The organism is Proteiniphilum sp. UBA5463, from assembly GCF_002427225.1.
GTDB lineage: Bacteria > Bacteroidota > Bacteroidia > Bacteroidales > Dysgonomonadaceae > Proteiniphilum > Proteiniphilum propionicum.
Window position 1 is genome coordinate 1 of record NZ_DIQL01000063.1, and the last position, 14,922, is coordinate 14,922.

Consider the following 14,922-nt stretch of genomic DNA (forward strand, 5'->3'; position numbering starts at 1 on the left):
CTAGCAGTTCCAGACGGTGGAAGCCCTCTTCTTTTTCTTTTCCAGATAACAGGTAAGAGACCGGTCCGGGCAGTACCGGTTTGGTTTCGATCCCTTGCTCTCTCCCTTCCTTATACTCCTCAAGTGCTTTGTTATAAATAAGAGAAAATGCTTGTGTTTTGGTAAATTCAGGAACGATATAGTGATAATTTGTGTCGAACCATTTGGTCATTTCCATTGCGGTGATATCTTTTTCTCCCTGTTGATATCCGCGAGCCATGGCGAAGTAGAGCGCCAGCTTATCATCCCGGAGGCAGTCATAACGTGTCGGAATGGCTCCTACCGCTAGGGTGGTATCTAACACCTGATCATAAAAAGAGAAATCGTTCGAAGGGATAAGGTCTATTCCGGCCTCTTTTTGGAGAATGCGGTTTTGTTGCCTGATGGACCTTCCCGTACTGAAAAGTTCATCTTCCGTGATTTTTCCTGCCCAGAAACTTTCGCAGGCTTTTTTCAGTTCGCGCCGGTTGCCGATGCGAGGGTAACCGAGAATGTTTGTTTGCATTGCTTTTAATTTTTTAAAGTGAATACCCATGAAGCTAAAAGCTCTTTTCCCGAACTTTCGCAATGCAACGGCTAATAAAAGAAGGATGAAGTAAACGCAAGGATATATTTCTTTCTATCCGCATAGGAAGGAATGGATGAGTCTGACAACATACTTTTATCGCGAAGCATTGTCAATCCGAATTAAGGCAGGTCTCCTGACTTGCACAATTTCCGCCATCCTTCCCATTTCGCAAAGCGGAACAGTGGATTTTAACGGGCGGAAACGTTGACCGTGCTTACAGTTGCGCGACAGTCCACGATTCTCACGTGGTTCCCTATTATACCCTTTTTTGGGGGGCACCTTACCGGTTGAAGAAATGATAAAAAGAACTTTAGTACGGCAAAGATAGAAAAAATAGGTAGATATTCCAGCTTTATCCTATCTTATTAATTTTGCTTGCCTGGCAGGCGGCGCCGTAGCCGTTATCTATATTTACCACACACAGCGAAGAACAACTGTTGAGCATGGATAATAGAGCGGCGATGCCGTTCAGGTTCGCCCCGTAACCCACGCTGGTGGGAACTGCTATGACCGGACTGCTTACCAGGGCCGCCACTACCGATGCCAAAGCTCCTTCCATGCCGGCCACGACAATCACCACCCTAGCGCCCCTAATAAGGTCGAGTTTATCGAACAGGCGGTGGATGCCGGCAACCCCCACATCCATAATTTTCTCTACCTTGTTGCCTAAAAATAGGGCGGTTTCATACGCCTCTTCAACTACCGGCAAATCGGATGTGCCGGCAGACACAATGGCAATGTAACTGTCGGTTGTTTCCTCCCGGTTCCCCATCAGGCGGATCGTTTTGGCTACTGGGTTGTATACAACCCCCTCGACACGAGTGGAAACGTAGTCATACATTTCTCTTGTCGCTTTTGTACCGAATACGTCGTTCCCGTTGCGGAGCAGGGATCTTATTATACCCACAACCTGTTCGGGGGTTTTTCCCTGACAGAAGATCACTTCCGGTTGTCCCGTCCGTTCTCGGCGAAGATAGTCGACCTTGGCAAAGTCGATGTCTTCATAACCTTTGTCTTTTTGTTTTGTCGTCATTGTAAATTCCTGTTTAAACTTCCCATGGAGTAGCCCTCCAATTCCATACAGACATAGAGGAACCCGTATTCTTTAAGTTGCCGCGACACCCTGTCCAGGATTGCGGGGTCGCAAAATCGCGCCCTCTCTTCCGGCTCTAGTTCGATACGAGCGATCAGATCGTGGCTGCGTACTCTTACCTGCGCATATCCGAGGGAATGCAGGTATTGTTCCGCTTTTTCAATACGTCTTAATTTTCCGGTTGTGATCTCTTCACCGTATGGTATACGGGTTGCCAGGCAGGCGTAAGCGGGTTTATCCCAAGTGGATAACCCGAGTTGCTTTGACAACAGCCTGATCTCTTTTTTATTCAGGCCGGCCGTTTTTAGCGGACTGATAACGTTTAACTCTTCTATTGCTTTTGTACCCGGACGGTAATCTTTCGTGTCGTCCGCGTTGGAACCGTCCAATACGGCATTGAATCCTCTTTCTTTGGCTATTTCCACGATTGCCCGGAATGCTGTCTTTTTGCAATGGTAACAACGGTTTTCAGGGTTCTGTCTGACAACCGTATCAATCGTCGCTTTTTCTAAGAGGATATGTTCTATTCCTATTTGGGATGCGATTGCTTTCGCATCGTCTAAGTCCCAAGCGGGAATCATGGGTGAGACAACGGTAACGGCAATCGCTCTGTCGCTCAACACTTCCCGGCAGACTTTCGCCAGGAAAGAACTGTCCACTCCGCCCGAGAAAGCCACAACAACGCTTTCAAGTTGTCCGAGATGATCTATCAGGGATTGGTATTTAAATAGCGTATGGGTATCCATGAGAAGGATATTATGTATTGAGTTTCTCTTTGATCGTCCACAAGCCGGCCGACGGCGTGCTGATAAAGTATATCTCTTCTCCGCCTGGCAACCGGTTGAATCCGTTTCGTAACTTGTCGGGAGAATACACCTCCATCGCCTGATGATAATCGAGGTAATTAAAATTGACCGATTCAATATCCTCCTTCGACAGGTGTCCGGGGGCGTAAGTGATTTTAAACCGTCCTTCCGACGAACCGTGTATCAAGTGGGCCGTAGCATGGGTCAGATCCTGCAAGTCTTCATTTTCTTTCCAGAGTTTCATTATTTTTTCAGTTCCCGCATACCCGTATTTCCGGATGACCTTGTCCACCTCATCCTGTTCGCCGAAACGTTTCAACCCGGGAGCGATGATGATGAGTTCCCCTCCGTCGGCCATCGCCTTGCGTGTCCGGTATATTGCCTTGTTGGCTACCCACGTACTGAAAAACTCATCTCCCTGCATGACGGCAACCACTTTTTTTAACGGAGGAACAACGGTGATATTTTCGGCCATTGATTGTTTGGCAGCCTGTAAGTAAGTATCCAGGTCGTTGCCGCAATAAAATCCTGTGTGTACAAGTTCTCCTTGTTCATTGTAGGCCATTACCACCTGGATATATACATCCGGCAAGCGGTTCATAAATTCGTTCTCGGCTTTATTGAAACAATGCCTCAGGGGCGTCACCAGCGAACCCAGGTTATTCTCAATACCGTAGCAGGCCGCCGCCATATGCGAGGCACAAATGGTGTCCTTACCGCCCAGTCCGATGAAATAGTTCTTGTTGTGGTTGGCAAATCCCAATACTTCGTGCGGTACCACATGCCCTACATTGATGATCATATCCCAGGGTTCTTCCATCACATACCGGTTTATGGAGATAGGAATATCCCAATCGGCACAGCCTCCGGTGATTTTTTCCACGTAGTTCCCCGGCACGATGCCCAACCGTTTGCCGTCGCGGAGCCAATCGTGTTTCAGTATTTTGTTTTCGGGGATATTCCCGAACATCCATCGGTTTTGCTCGACGGTATGGGGAACATGCTGTCCCAATGTGGGAATTACATATACATCAGCCATCGGTTCAAAAAAATGATACAATATTTCGGTCATCCAACCGGCCCCGCTGTGGGCACGCGTAATATCCGGAGGAAGTAATAAAACCCGTTTCGGATTTTTGCAAACACGGATTAAACATTCGTTTGCACTTTTTACAACAAGAGCTTCCATCTCCTTCCTGCCAATCTCTTTTTTCCTTTCAAAAAACCAAGCCATAATCAATTTTGTTTAGTGAATCACATAATTAAAACACTCCGCTAAAATTAGCTAATTTCCTACCACGCCATGACTCAAACATACTTGGCTTTGACCGCACTATTTAACGCAAATAAATTGCTTCGCTTGTGTTTAAGCGCATAGATATTTGAAGTAGCAAGGCGAAATTACTAAATGATCGGAAAAGAAACAAAGGCATATCACGCATTTCTACTTTCAAAAAACGGCCCAATGGATGGATTGATGAAATATAATGAGAAATAGGCTTGTCTTACGTATCCTTCCTCTCCCAATTTTGAGGGTGTATACGCAGCCCGGGAAACCACGAAAGCGATATTTCGAATAACCCGAAGAGGGCCGTCGAATATACCAAGTCGCCCAACACCGTGTTTTTAAAGAACGGGATTCCCGCCGCATAGCAGGCTGAAAGACCGGCTGCGGTTTTGGGATACATTGTTGTGGAAAACCACACGCCGAAGTTGGAGACCAAAAAGAAGATGATGGACGCGCCCAAAGCAGAGAACAGCAAGCGGGGAACACGCACTTTGCGCAGCGTGAATGTACCCATCAGCACGATAAGGGCAAAAGCGCCGTAGGTGAACAGAGAGCCGGAGTAGAACCAGACAAACCGGTCGAAATATTGCGCGTAAACCACATTGTTCAGGATTAAATCGCTTATCCACATGGCCGCGATAGGCACTAAATACGCCCACCCTTTGCGGGTGTAATACGTCGCCCCGAAAAGAGCCATGCCGCCAATGGGCGCGAAGTTGGCGGGGTGGGGGATCAGGCGGCTGAATGCCGCAAGGAGAATTATCACCGTTATGACGGAAAAACGAAGGGTTAATTTTTTGTTGTTCATATTATTTGTGAGTTTTGGCTGTTGGTGTAGGCAATCAGCCATCGGCTTTGCGCGAACCTATTGAGCCGTTGGTTTAAATTAGTTGTTTGACGAATACTTGTTTTTCAATATCCCGGTTTGTGAAAAAACCGCTTACCAATGTGAGATATTCGGGGAGCACACCGTTGCAGCTCCACTTCATTTTAATAACTACGGTTTCACATATCGCCCGGCTTTCAGGTCTTCGAAAGTGGGATTGTACGCATTATCGTGAACGGTATTGCCGTTCCATTTCTTTTCGGTGATAGATCCTGATTCTACCGCTTTTTTCAGTCCGGAAAAGTCGGTCAGAAACTTACAAAACTTGATCTCTAATTTTTCCACCGAAGTGAGCGCTGCGAGAAAACTTAAATCGGTTAGTTTCTCATTTTGCCAACCCGACCAGGATCCGCCAACTTCTAAATTCCCCACCGATGTAAGTTTAGGCAGATAAACGGCCTCTAAAAATTTTCCAAACAGACTTAGTTTGCCTATGACTTTTTCCAAATTTGGGAACGACATAGAAGCCAACTCGTTGGATGAAATGGATATCTCACCAGCCTCCAGTAGGTTCTCTCCCGAAACAGCGGTTACATTACTATACGAGGATAAGCTGTTGCTTATTTTCTTAAGAGATGCAGGCAATACTATTTCTGTAATTCCCGGTGCATTTTGTACTCGGAAATTTTCACACTCTTCCAACCCTGTTATCAGGGGAAGTTGCGTTATGGAAGGATCGGATGCAAAATTAAGTTCGAGTGTTTTTTGAATCAGCTTAGGCAGTTTAATTTTGGTAACATCTGCAAGAGATCCGACAAACTCCACCGATCCGTTTATGGTAACCCCCGATAAATCTATTTCACCCTTATGCGGTATTTTATAAATCCGTATATTTCCAATCAATTTTAAATGCGATAATAACGGGTCGATAGAAGTGATTTTGGGGCATTCCGAAATTCCCATATATTGGTTAACTTCCTCAAGCATGGTTGTTGAAATGTTCTCAAGGTTCGGACAATTACTGATAGTTATCCTGTCATTAACCGATTTTAAAAGGGCGATTTTTAAGTCCTTTAACTCTTCGCACCTTTCCACATTTATTTTATTGGCCGTTTTCATCAATCCCATATTTAAGAGGGACACCATTTTTAGATTGGCAATATTGACGTCTCCGGCGTTTTCCAATTTTTCCAAATCAATCGTTTCTAAATTCAACAGATTTTTTATATCTAATTTTTTACAACTCTGCAGGTTTGGAAAGGATATCTCTTTAATCGTTGACACGTCCACTTCCGACCATCCCTCTTTTCCGGAGAAAGACATTTGCCCGGCCCTTTCTAATCTAGGGGCGGAAAATTCTGCCAGTTGGGTAGATTTAACCGTTATGTTTCCAGCTGAAGTAAGAGCATCAAACGAAATTTTGGAGATGTTGTTGGAACGAGAGATAAAATCTTCAAACAGATATTGCAGGTTGGGCAAAACAATCTCTTTAAGTTGCTTTGGCTCGCCGTTGACCATAATTCCGCCTACCGATCTCAAATTTTGCAGCGGTTTCAAGTCTCCTTTAAAGGTGGGGTTCACAATCAATTTGTATTTTATCTCGTTCAGCAGATTCAGAGCATCGATATTGGATATGGAGTCCGTCCCTTTTTCAGCGCCGATAATTAGATTACCGTTTATGATATTGATTTTTTTCTTTGCAAACACATCCACCTCCTCATCGGTTTGTAAAAAGACGTTATCGCCCAAAACCACATCCTCTTTCAATATTTTTACCTTATAGTCGCGTTTCGTTCCGTTATACGATGTTACCGTTAGTCTTTGTTCGCCGCTCCACTCTTTTATCGTCTCGGGTTTGGGATCAATCGTCGCTAACTCGCTGAGCATATATTTTGCCGTAAGTTTGTCCATCTCTAAATTCTTCGGCATTGATACCTCTATGACATTGTCTGTGATTTTTCCCTCATATACCATTTTGTCCGCACTCTGCAGTGAAAATTCCAAAAAGTAGTTATCCAACCCTTCGAAAGGCTCTTTGGTACATCCGGAAAAAAGCAAAGTGCCTATAATGACAGCCCCAAAACTCTGTTTTATTGTTTTCATCTTTTTATTCTGTTTTTTATTGTTTTACGTAGTGTCCGGCCTGTAAATCTTGAAAAGTCGGATTATAGCCGTTATTGGCAATACTGAAATTCCTGTTCCAAATCTCTTTTGTTATTGAGCCGTTGGTGATTGCTTTTTTTAAGAATGAGTAATCATTAAAATTACTGATATTTTTAAGTGTCAGAAATTCAATTTTTTCAAGAGAAGATAGCCCATTCAGATGGGTCAACTTCTCGTTTTTATCTTTCCAGTCACTTATTGATAGGGTATTTATCTCTTGCAGCATCGGACATTCGATTGTTTTCAAAGAGAACATTTGAACGCAATTGAGTTTATTTAACTTAGTTAGCTTTGCAAAAGATATGCTTTCCCAATGTTTACTATTTCTATCCTCTCTAATCCATAATTCTTTGGCTTCTTTTAGGTCGGGAGCCGAAAAACTTTTCAGATTCATACTGTTTTTGATAAATATTGAACCCGATTCCAATCCCGTTAAAACCCAATCTTGAGGCTCTGACAGGATTAGGTTACTGATTTCAATTTTTTGTTCTACCTCTTTTAAACCGGATATCCGGATCGGTTTTTTACGAGGAGCATTCGTGTCCCCTCCAACGTATAACTCTTTCATTACCTCCGGCACAATAATCTCTTCCAAGTTGTTGCACTGATCCAACAGAACTTGTTCCACGCCCGTTTTGCTGACATCCACAACTCCTTCGCAAAGCACGAAAGTCATTGAGAGTTCAGAGAGATTAGTCAGGTTTCTAAAAATCGGTGATATGTCTTTTAGTGATGGGAGGTTGTTAGTAATCAATTTACCGTCAATACTGTTGATGTTAGCCATATCTTCAACAGAAGTTATTGGTATGGAACGGAGTTCCAAATTTCCCTTTACTGTTTTTAAGTTTTTGAGAGATATATTTTTAAGATTATTATTGTTGACGATAAACAGGTCACCCGTTTCTGTTAATGAGGGAAAGAGGGCTGAAGTGATTTTTGAATTATTGATGTTCAGGTTGCCTCCTACCCGGGTTAAATTATTCAACTTTAACCCAACCAGCTCGGGCCCTTTAATGATTAAATCTCCGCGAATTTCCTTCAATTTCGAGAGGTCCAAGGTTGTGAGCGATGGCACTTCCTGCAAAATAATGGAGTTGAGTGTCTCTTCCAGCTCTCTTAGTTTTAAAATGCCGAGGGAGCTGCCGCTTATCTTTATATCTCCTCCTCGCTTAAGTATCGGCAACTGTAAATCCGTGAGCTTGTTGGAGGAGATGAACAGCTTACTGTCTACTGTCTCCAGCATGGGTAGAACTATTTGTTTTACACTGTGGCTGTTCACAAAGAGGTCCTGTCCAACCTTTTTTAAATTCTTTAACGTGATATCCGAAAGATACTTATTCGCATTAACGATAATAGACCCGGTCTCCTCAAGGTTTCTCAGCCCCGAGAGGTCTTTTCCTTTGTATGTGGAATTGATAATCAGCTTATATCCTACCTTTGTCACGTACGTTAACGCGTCTATATTACTGATGGAGTCCGTTCCCGTTTCATTTCCAATAATCAGATCACCCTCTACGGCTGTGATGTTTTTTTCGGCGAATGCTTTCACGTCGCCGTCGGTTGCCAATAAAACGGTTCCCTCCGCTTGCCCGAGTTGCCTCTTGATATGAATCACATAGATTCGTTTCACGCCGTTGTATGAAAAGACGTTGAACACCTGCTCATCGTTCCAGTTGGTTATTTTTTCGGGTTCGGGAAGGATAGTGGCATTTTCACTGAGAGTGTATGCGACTTTGGCGTTGTTCAGATCGGTCTCCACCGGCAGTGATATGATTATCTCACTGTTTTTCACCGCCCCTTTATACTCTTTCCCTCCGGTTGTTAAAGAGAAGGATAGCAAACGGTTATCCTCACCGTTAAAAGGGCTTTCGGTAGCACATGATAGGAGCATGACCGCAAAAAAACCCGCAAGTAATCCAATATATGTTTTTTTCATCTTCTGTTTTGTTTAAATTATTCTACTTGTATATCCACAAACTTGAATACCTCGGTGGAATTTTCACCCAACCAGCCGGCTTTCACGTTCAGCCCTGTTTGTACTTTAATAAAATCGATATATTCGAGATGAATCTTCTTTCCCTCGAAGGTAATGGCGTTGCTTATTTTAAAGTGGTTCGAGTTTGCCGCCGCCCCGTAGTTGATGTCGTCCGTAAGGCGGTCGATGGGACTGAAATTATCTGCATATCCCCAATCGAACTCCTTGTTAACCCAATAAGTGCCTTGCCCCGATTCATCTTCCGTTCTCGCTTCTAGTCGGGTTCCCCGCAGCGTATATGTATTCTCCTTTACCCAGTTGGGGTAATAGAACGGTTGTTGGTGAAATCCCAACCAATCCACTTCACCTTTTCCTCCCAGATTGTCTATCCACAAGGTGTTGGATTTTGGAATGGCAGGACGAAAGTAAGTCGCCTCGTAATCTTGGATTGTTCCCGGTTTGCCGGTCTCGCTCCCTTTCAGCTCATACCAGTTGTCGTCGGGCAAACCGTTTCCGTTCTCATCCTGCATCACCCACACGATACCCGGCTCGGAACTTCCTTTAAAGGAGTTTCCCATAATAGCGAAATCATATCCCGCTGCAGTCGTGGTGCTGAGGTTGGATTGGCTCCTATTTTTGATGCTGTGGTCGAATCCAACCACAATATATCCTCCGAATCCCCCTAAGGAGACATACGCCTTCTGCGCTAAACGACCTTCCGCGTATTGGCAGGCCTCCTCCATGGTGTTTGCGGTGTACCCCTCGTTCACGAACTGTCCCGGTGCCGGAAGAAATTCATAAACCTTTGTGGAGTAGGGTGAACTTCCCGGTTGGGCGGCCCGGAAATGTTGCTCCGGATTTACCGTGTTCACAACGATGGAGGCTTCGCCTTTTTTTCCGCCCTTTGTGGCGACCACTTTTATATTTGTTTTCCCAAGCGCCGAAGGCTTATAGACATATTTGTCAGAAGTTTGTGTTGGGTCTTCTTTCCCATTCACAAACCACTTGAATGTGACATTTTTGGTGCTCGACATATCAGGAATGAGCCGAATGGCTCTTCCCAACGATGCCGACTGTTCGGGATAAGCGAACGATAGGCTTAACGGCACCTCTTTAACCACCAATATCTGTATGAGGTATTCATCATCACCGTCATCATTCTCAGCTTTGAGAATGATGAAAAAGTTTCCCTCTTGTTGTGAGCTGAAGGCATATTCATCAGCCGTGGAAACCTCTTCCCCATCTATCTCCCAGCTTAACTTCAAGCCCTCTTTGTTGGCAATCTCCGGCTTGAAAACGTACTCTTCGCCTGTTTCCAAGATAAACCCGTCACCCGTTTCGTCCAAAGAAATGATGGGTGGAATCAAATCAGTAACTTCAACTTTCACCTCTATTTGCGCTGTCCCGTGTTCGGTGACGGTTTTAAATTTAAGGTAATACTCTCCCGTCTCTCTCTCTTTAAACAGGATATTTTTTTCTGTTCCTATTATTTTGCCATTAAGAGACCACGAATAAACCGTTCTCTCATCAACATTCTCCACTTTGGGCTCAATAAGCACGCTGCGGTTCGGTTTAACGGTAAACGTTGTTTTCTCCATTTCAATTGTTGGCGGAACAACGGTCTCTATATCGTGACATGACGTGAATGCCGCTATCAATACCGTAACCCCGATTAAAAAATAACTTCGTCTTTTCATGTTTTACATAAATTAATGATTATTAAATCTTTGTTCTATTCGAATAAAAAGGCAAAATGCCCGGGAATGTCTCCGGTATCCACTTTCCATTTCAACTTGCCGAATTTGTTGTAGCACAAAAGGGTTCCCGGCGTGACATAATCAATGGCATCGGTCACATAGATGTCTTTGGTAACGGGATTCACCTTCACTCCGTAGGGAATGACAATATCCTTGTCTGTGCCGTCTTTAATAAAGTTTCTCGACACTATTTCCTTGGTTTTTATATTCAATATACCGTAGGTAATGGTGTTTTTTTGAGTGTTGTGGCTCCACTCCACGGCATAGATGTAAGCCGAGTCTCCCACTATATCCAAGTTGCTGACCGCCATCTCGATGGTTTGAGTCACCTCCTCTCTGTCTAAGTCGATCACAAACAGCTTTGACGGTTCATTGTAGTAATCGCCCCTGCTGCTTACTATCAACTCATGGTAAGGGGTTTTTCGCAGGCGGTGCAAGTTGATGCCCACATCTATCTTTTTCTCTTCTTTAAATGTCTCCAAATCGATAACCGATACCGTGCGGTCGTAATTGGGAAACATATACCCTCCCGAGTTGGCAACGTATATCTTGTTGTTTGCGATTACTAACTCTTCGGGCTGGTAGCCTACATTTACCGTACGTAGCACCTCAAGTGTTGCGGTATCTATTTCGGCGACATAGCCCACGCGGGCGTTTTGGTCGAATTTTACCGGAGCCACGTAGGACGAGGCATACGCTTTTCCGTTGTGGAATTTAATATAGCGCACATTGGGTATTTCGATTTTACCGATATGTTTGGCGGTTTTGGCCTCCATCACTTCAATGTAATTGGATACATTGATGACCGCATACAGCTTGCTTCCATAAATTTGGATGTCGTTTCCCACATCCCCTAATTCTTTAACAATAAAGGGATTTGCCTCGGCATATATATTTCTGTGGTATATACCCGTTGCGAAGTCGAAATAATCGAGGCTAGCTTTGTTACTACCCATGTTTCCCTCGTTTAAGAGGTAAAAACCCTTTAAATTTCCCGTATTCTCTTCACCTAGGCTTGTTTGGGTTTGTGAAGAGTGGAGGATCTCATACTCTTCCCTGCATCCAAGAAGAATCAGCATGAGACTGATAAGTATGAATTTTTTTCTAGCCATATCCGCTTATATCATAAAAGTTACAGTTAGACGATAATTTCTTCCCGGCATCGGGTAATTGAGCACCACATCGTAGTGTTGATTCAACAGGTTGTTAATATCCAAAGCAGCCCGTAAACCTATTCTGCGGCAAACGGCGGAAAAATCTTTCCTGATACTTATATCACTTGTGTACCACGGTTGCATGTGGCTGTTTACATCGTTGTACTTGGCATTGTATCTCTCTCCGGTGTATATAAAACTGTAATTCACTCCCCAGTTTTTGTAGTCAGCCGAAAAGATGATTGAACCGCTATGGCGCGGGATATACACAATTTGGTGTTTATAGTTTTTCGCTTTTTCATCGGTTATGTCCAACGCCTGTTGATAAGTGTAATTCAGTCTCAAGGAGGCAAACAGCTCATTGATGGGTTCCACAGTCGTGTTTGTGTTTATCTCCATCCCTTTTATTTGCACTTTCCCTAAATTCAGCATCATCCAACGAAACATGTTACCTGCGGGAACAGCCACAATTTTATCGTCTATCTCATTATAATACACATCGGTTTGCAGATAGATCGTTTTAAAAACGGACTCTTTAGGCGATACGGTATAATTGAGACCAATGTTATATTGGGTGGCGTACTCGGGATTTAATACCGAATTTCCGATAAAGGTGTAATACAAGTCGTTAAAAGTGGGTATCCTGAATATTTTTTTATAGAAGCTTTGCAGGTATAATTGGTGCTGCTTGAATGGCTTAATGGAGAGGATAACCGCCGGAGTGTAGATGTCCTTTTTGGGAGCGGCTTTGTTCATCTTCACCTTCTCGCGGACAAATGTTCCGAGCAGGCTTGCCTGGAGGGTGAGCCTATCAAAAGAGAACTCTCCCGCGGCGGCGGTTAAGATTGTGTGACGCGTGGGGTTGGCGAAATTAACCAAGTTTGCCTTCATCTTATTCAATTGATAGTCGGCGGAGAGATTGAAGCGCAGCCATCTGGCAATTACGAACTTGTTGGCCGAGGAGATATAAAAATCGTGCTGCAGGTATTTATTGTCCACATATAACGGGCTTGTCCACTCGTTGTCAATATAACGCGTATAGTCGTTGGCATATTTCGCGTTTAATTTTAGACTGTATATGTTGTTGAACTTTTTCCTGAATTTGCTTTGAATGAAAAAGTTTTCATCGTGCAAGCGTTGCCCGTGTTCAAAAACATTCTTCACGATAGGACCGGGCAACCCTCTGTGCGATTTGTAAAAATAGCCGTGCAGATCCCATTCGCCATCGTTCAATGCTTTGTAAAGGGAGCTCTCTAATCGGCAGGCTTTGATGTCACCGTTTTTTCGGATGGCTACGGTATCGTATGCCACTGTCTTGTCTTCAAACACTCTTTTGTAACGAAAAGGATACTTCCCGTGTGAATAAATCCATTCGGCATTAAAGTTAAAGGCATAATCGGCAGGCAGTTTTTGTTCTATCAAGAGCGAGGGGTTGACAAGTCCGAACGACCCTGTTTTGAACGTGAAACGCGCATGGGTTCTCTTTCCCCTATCGAATGTGGGGCGTTTGGTCTGTAAATAGATCGTTCCCGCCGACCCGAAGTCTTTGGCAGGTTGAAAAATATCGCTCTTTTGTCCATTATACAAAGTGACTTGTTCTATATTATCCAATGAGAATTTACCCAAGTCTATTTGTCCGTTTTGTGCGTTCCCCAACTGAATCCCATCATAGAAAACGCCCATGTGGTTCGTACCCATACTGCGGATATTCACGGTTTTTAATCCCCCCAATCCTCCATAGTCTTTGATCTGCACGCCGGAAAAGTAGCGGATGGCATCGGCCACGGAAAAACTGCTTAGCTTTTTCAACTCCTTGCCCGATAGTTTTTGGCCGGGTATCACCTCTTTGGGAGCATCAGCCGTAACCACCACTTCGGGTAAGTGATGCAAACTGTCGAGTTTATTTTGAGCGAACGTTTTCCCTGCCGCAACCTGAAAACAGATTGCAGCAAAAAGAGTGGTTTTATTACATATATTCATCTTACCGAAAATTTAGCTTTCGGAAAGTGAGGTTTGGAAGTAGAGTTAACACACAATTGAAGTGTTCTTGTAAACAGAGTGACCCAAATAAAGAAAAACGGCTGTAACGCATGTTTGTTCTTCAAGCTCCAATCCCCGAAAGCTATTAAACGTCAATGAATTTGGCAGGTCTTCTGACTTACTCCCGTGTCTGAACGCCTTCCCATCCCCAGGGGGACAGTGGCAATTGAGGTATTTGTTCGGCACGTAAGCGGAGCTTACAGCAGCGGGTCTGTTCAGGATTTTCACCTGATTCCCTTTTCATTGTTCACTTCGAAGCCGTGTGAAGTGAGCAATACCAAAATTCTATGCAAAGTTAAAATTATATTTTTACATACGAAAAGGTTTAAGGTAAGATTTCCAGAAAATATATGGCACCTTTTTGACAGTCTTTTTGATTATCATTAAAATATTTTATCAGGTATTTAATGATAACAGTCCGGTAAAATAGTGCCGAGAAGCCATGTAATCCATTAATTAGCAGCTAAATAGATCTATCCAAAACTCAGTAGTACTTTTTACTATTGCCGCCTGCCTGGCTAAGGCACGTATAACATGCAATAGTTCAAGGCAGAGGAAGAGGAAGAGGAAGAGGAAGATCCATAATACCTTAAAATCCCTCTATCACTCCCGTATAAAAACCCTTAAGACACCTGTTATCATTAAGAGCCAGAGAATATTTAAGGTTACAGGTGCCAGCCCCGTCAAGAATGCGGATCTTAACATTTCCACTCTGGAAACCGTTTCTGCTTGAACGATTACCTGTATATAGGATATTGTCTGCTTTTCCCTTCACACTCCACTCACCTTTAGATAAAGGTATAGTGAAAAGGGTGTCTTTCATTGTTTCGGGAAAGGACAGTTCTATAAAAAAATTACTTTCGGACGAGTCGCCATTTGAATACAAATAAAATATAAACGAACCGTCGGATCTGATTGATTTTGAATTTCTGATAGGAATTTTCTGATCACCCAGAGTGAAATAATTATTGTTGCTTATTCCCATCTCTTCACCCAATTGGTCGCATGCTGTTACAAGCACTAAAAGGGCAGTCAATAATGTGCAAACAATTTTTTTCATAATTTAATTGCTTTTTTGTTTGTATGATAATTGTTTTTCAGTTTGCTACGTAATATTTTGAACATTTAATATAAATCAAACTCACGGAAGTAGTTTATTACAGAAAAATGCAATAAATGAATTTTGATATTCAATGTATTATAAATATAATGA

The 14,922-nt window shown here is 43.4% G+C and carries 10 protein-coding genes, 1 pseudogene and 2 riboswitches; all 11 genes and pseudogenes read right to left on the minus strand.

Annotation, left to right across the window (positions count from 1 at the left end; all coding sequences use genetic code 11):
• A pseudogene (locus B3B27_RS11705) lies at positions 1-544 on the minus strand (5-methyltetrahydropteroyltriglutamate--homocysteine S-methyltransferase); the annotation flags it as partial.
• 169 nt (positions 545-713) lie between these two features.
• Positions 714-903, minus strand: a riboswitch (cobalamin riboswitch).
• A 56-nt stretch (positions 904-959) separates the two neighbouring features.
• Positions 960-1,640 (minus strand): nickel pincer cofactor biosynthesis protein LarB, encoded by a 681-nt coding sequence (gene larB / locus B3B27_RS11710; protein WP_238866632.1) that lies wholly within the window; start codon positions 1,638-1,640, stop codon positions 960-962.
• Positions 1,637-2,446, minus strand: coding sequence for an ATP-dependent sacrificial sulfur transferase LarE (gene larE, locus B3B27_RS11715; RefSeq protein WP_286834281.1), 810 nt, complete (start codon positions 2,444-2,446; stop codon positions 1,637-1,639). The genes larB and larE overlap by 4 nt, the downstream gene beginning before the upstream one ends.
• A 10-nt stretch (positions 2,447-2,456) precedes the next feature.
• Positions 2,457-3,740: a lactate racemase domain-containing protein gene (locus B3B27_RS11720; protein WP_286834284.1), complete on the minus strand. Its 1,284-nt coding sequence runs from the start codon at positions 3,738-3,740 to the stop codon at positions 2,457-2,459.
• A gap of 271 nt (positions 3,741-4,011) precedes the next feature.
• The gene (locus tag B3B27_RS11725; RefSeq protein ID WP_238866638.1) at positions 4,012-4,602 is read right to left on the minus strand and encodes a DUF6580 family putative transport protein; all 591 of its coding nucleotides are present in this window, start codon (positions 4,600-4,602) and stop codon (positions 4,012-4,014) included.
• Positions 4,603-4,791: 189 nt separating this feature from the next.
• Positions 4,792-6,723, minus strand: coding sequence for a hypothetical protein (locus B3B27_RS11730; RefSeq protein WP_238866640.1), 1,932 nt, complete (start codon positions 6,721-6,723; stop codon positions 4,792-4,794).
• A gap of 16 nt (positions 6,724-6,739) precedes the next feature.
• Positions 6,740-8,719 (minus strand): hypothetical protein, encoded by a 1,980-nt coding sequence (locus tag B3B27_RS11735; RefSeq protein WP_286834293.1) that lies wholly within the window; start codon positions 8,717-8,719, stop codon positions 6,740-6,742.
• A 17-nt stretch (positions 8,720-8,736) separates the two neighbouring features.
• A complete protein-coding gene (locus B3B27_RS11740; RefSeq protein WP_286834296.1) occupies positions 8,737-10,455 on the minus strand; it encodes a PKD-like domain-containing protein in 1,719 nt (572 codons plus the stop codon).
• 35 nt (positions 10,456-10,490) lie between these two features.
• Positions 10,491-11,627: a YncE family protein gene (locus B3B27_RS11745; protein WP_238866648.1), complete on the minus strand. Its 1,137-nt coding sequence runs from the start codon at positions 11,625-11,627 to the stop codon at positions 10,491-10,493.
• A 6-nt stretch (positions 11,628-11,633) separates the two neighbouring features.
• Positions 11,634-13,649 carry a TonB-dependent receptor gene (locus tag B3B27_RS11750; protein ID WP_238866649.1) on the minus strand — a complete coding sequence of 672 codons (2,016 nt, stop codon included), beginning with the start codon at positions 13,647-13,649 and terminating at the stop codon, positions 11,634-11,636.
• Positions 13,650-13,795: 146 nt separating this feature from the next.
• A riboswitch (cobalamin riboswitch) is annotated at positions 13,796-14,006 on the minus strand.
• A 292-nt stretch (positions 14,007-14,298) separates the two neighbouring features.
• Complete coding sequence (locus B3B27_RS11755; RefSeq protein WP_238866650.1) at positions 14,299-14,769, minus strand: hypothetical protein; 471 nt, start codon at positions 14,767-14,769, stop codon at positions 14,299-14,301.
• Positions 14,770-14,922: the final 153 nt, after the last annotated feature.

Bases quoted from the DNA above. Each gene is read 5' to 3' on its own strand.
- larB (WP_238866632.1), bottom strand. From the start codon at position 1,640: ATGACGACAAAACAAAAAGACAAAGGTTATGAAGACATCGACTTTGCC.
- B3B27_RS11720 (WP_286834284.1), bottom strand. From the start codon at position 3,740: ATGGCTTGGTTTTTTGAAAGGAAAAAAGAGATTGGCAGGAAGGAGATG.
- B3B27_RS11740 (WP_286834296.1), bottom strand. From the start codon at position 10,455: ATGAAAAGACGAAGTTATTTTTTAATCGGGGTTACGGTATTGATAGCG.
- B3B27_RS11730 (WP_238866640.1), bottom strand. From the start codon at position 6,723: ATGAAAACAATAAAACAGAGTTTTGGGGCTGTCATTATAGGCACTTTG.
- larE (WP_286834281.1), bottom strand. From the start codon at position 2,446: ATGGATACCCATACGCTATTTAAATACCAATCCCTGATAGATCATCTC.
- B3B27_RS11735 (WP_286834293.1), bottom strand. From the start codon at position 8,719: ATGAAAAAAACATATATTGGATTACTTGCGGGTTTTTTTGCGGTCATG.
- B3B27_RS11755 (WP_238866650.1), bottom strand. From the start codon at position 14,769: ATGAAAAAAATTGTTTGCACATTATTGACTGCCCTTTTAGTGCTTGTA.
- B3B27_RS11745 (WP_238866648.1), bottom strand. From the start codon at position 11,627: ATGGCTAGAAAAAAATTCATACTTATCAGTCTCATGCTGATTCTTCTT.
- B3B27_RS11750 (WP_238866649.1), bottom strand. From the start codon at position 13,649: ATGAATATATGTAATAAAACCACTCTTTTTGCTGCAATCTGTTTTCAG.
- B3B27_RS11725 (WP_238866638.1), bottom strand. From the start codon at position 4,602: ATGAACAACAAAAAATTAACCCTTCGTTTTTCCGTCATAACGGTGATA.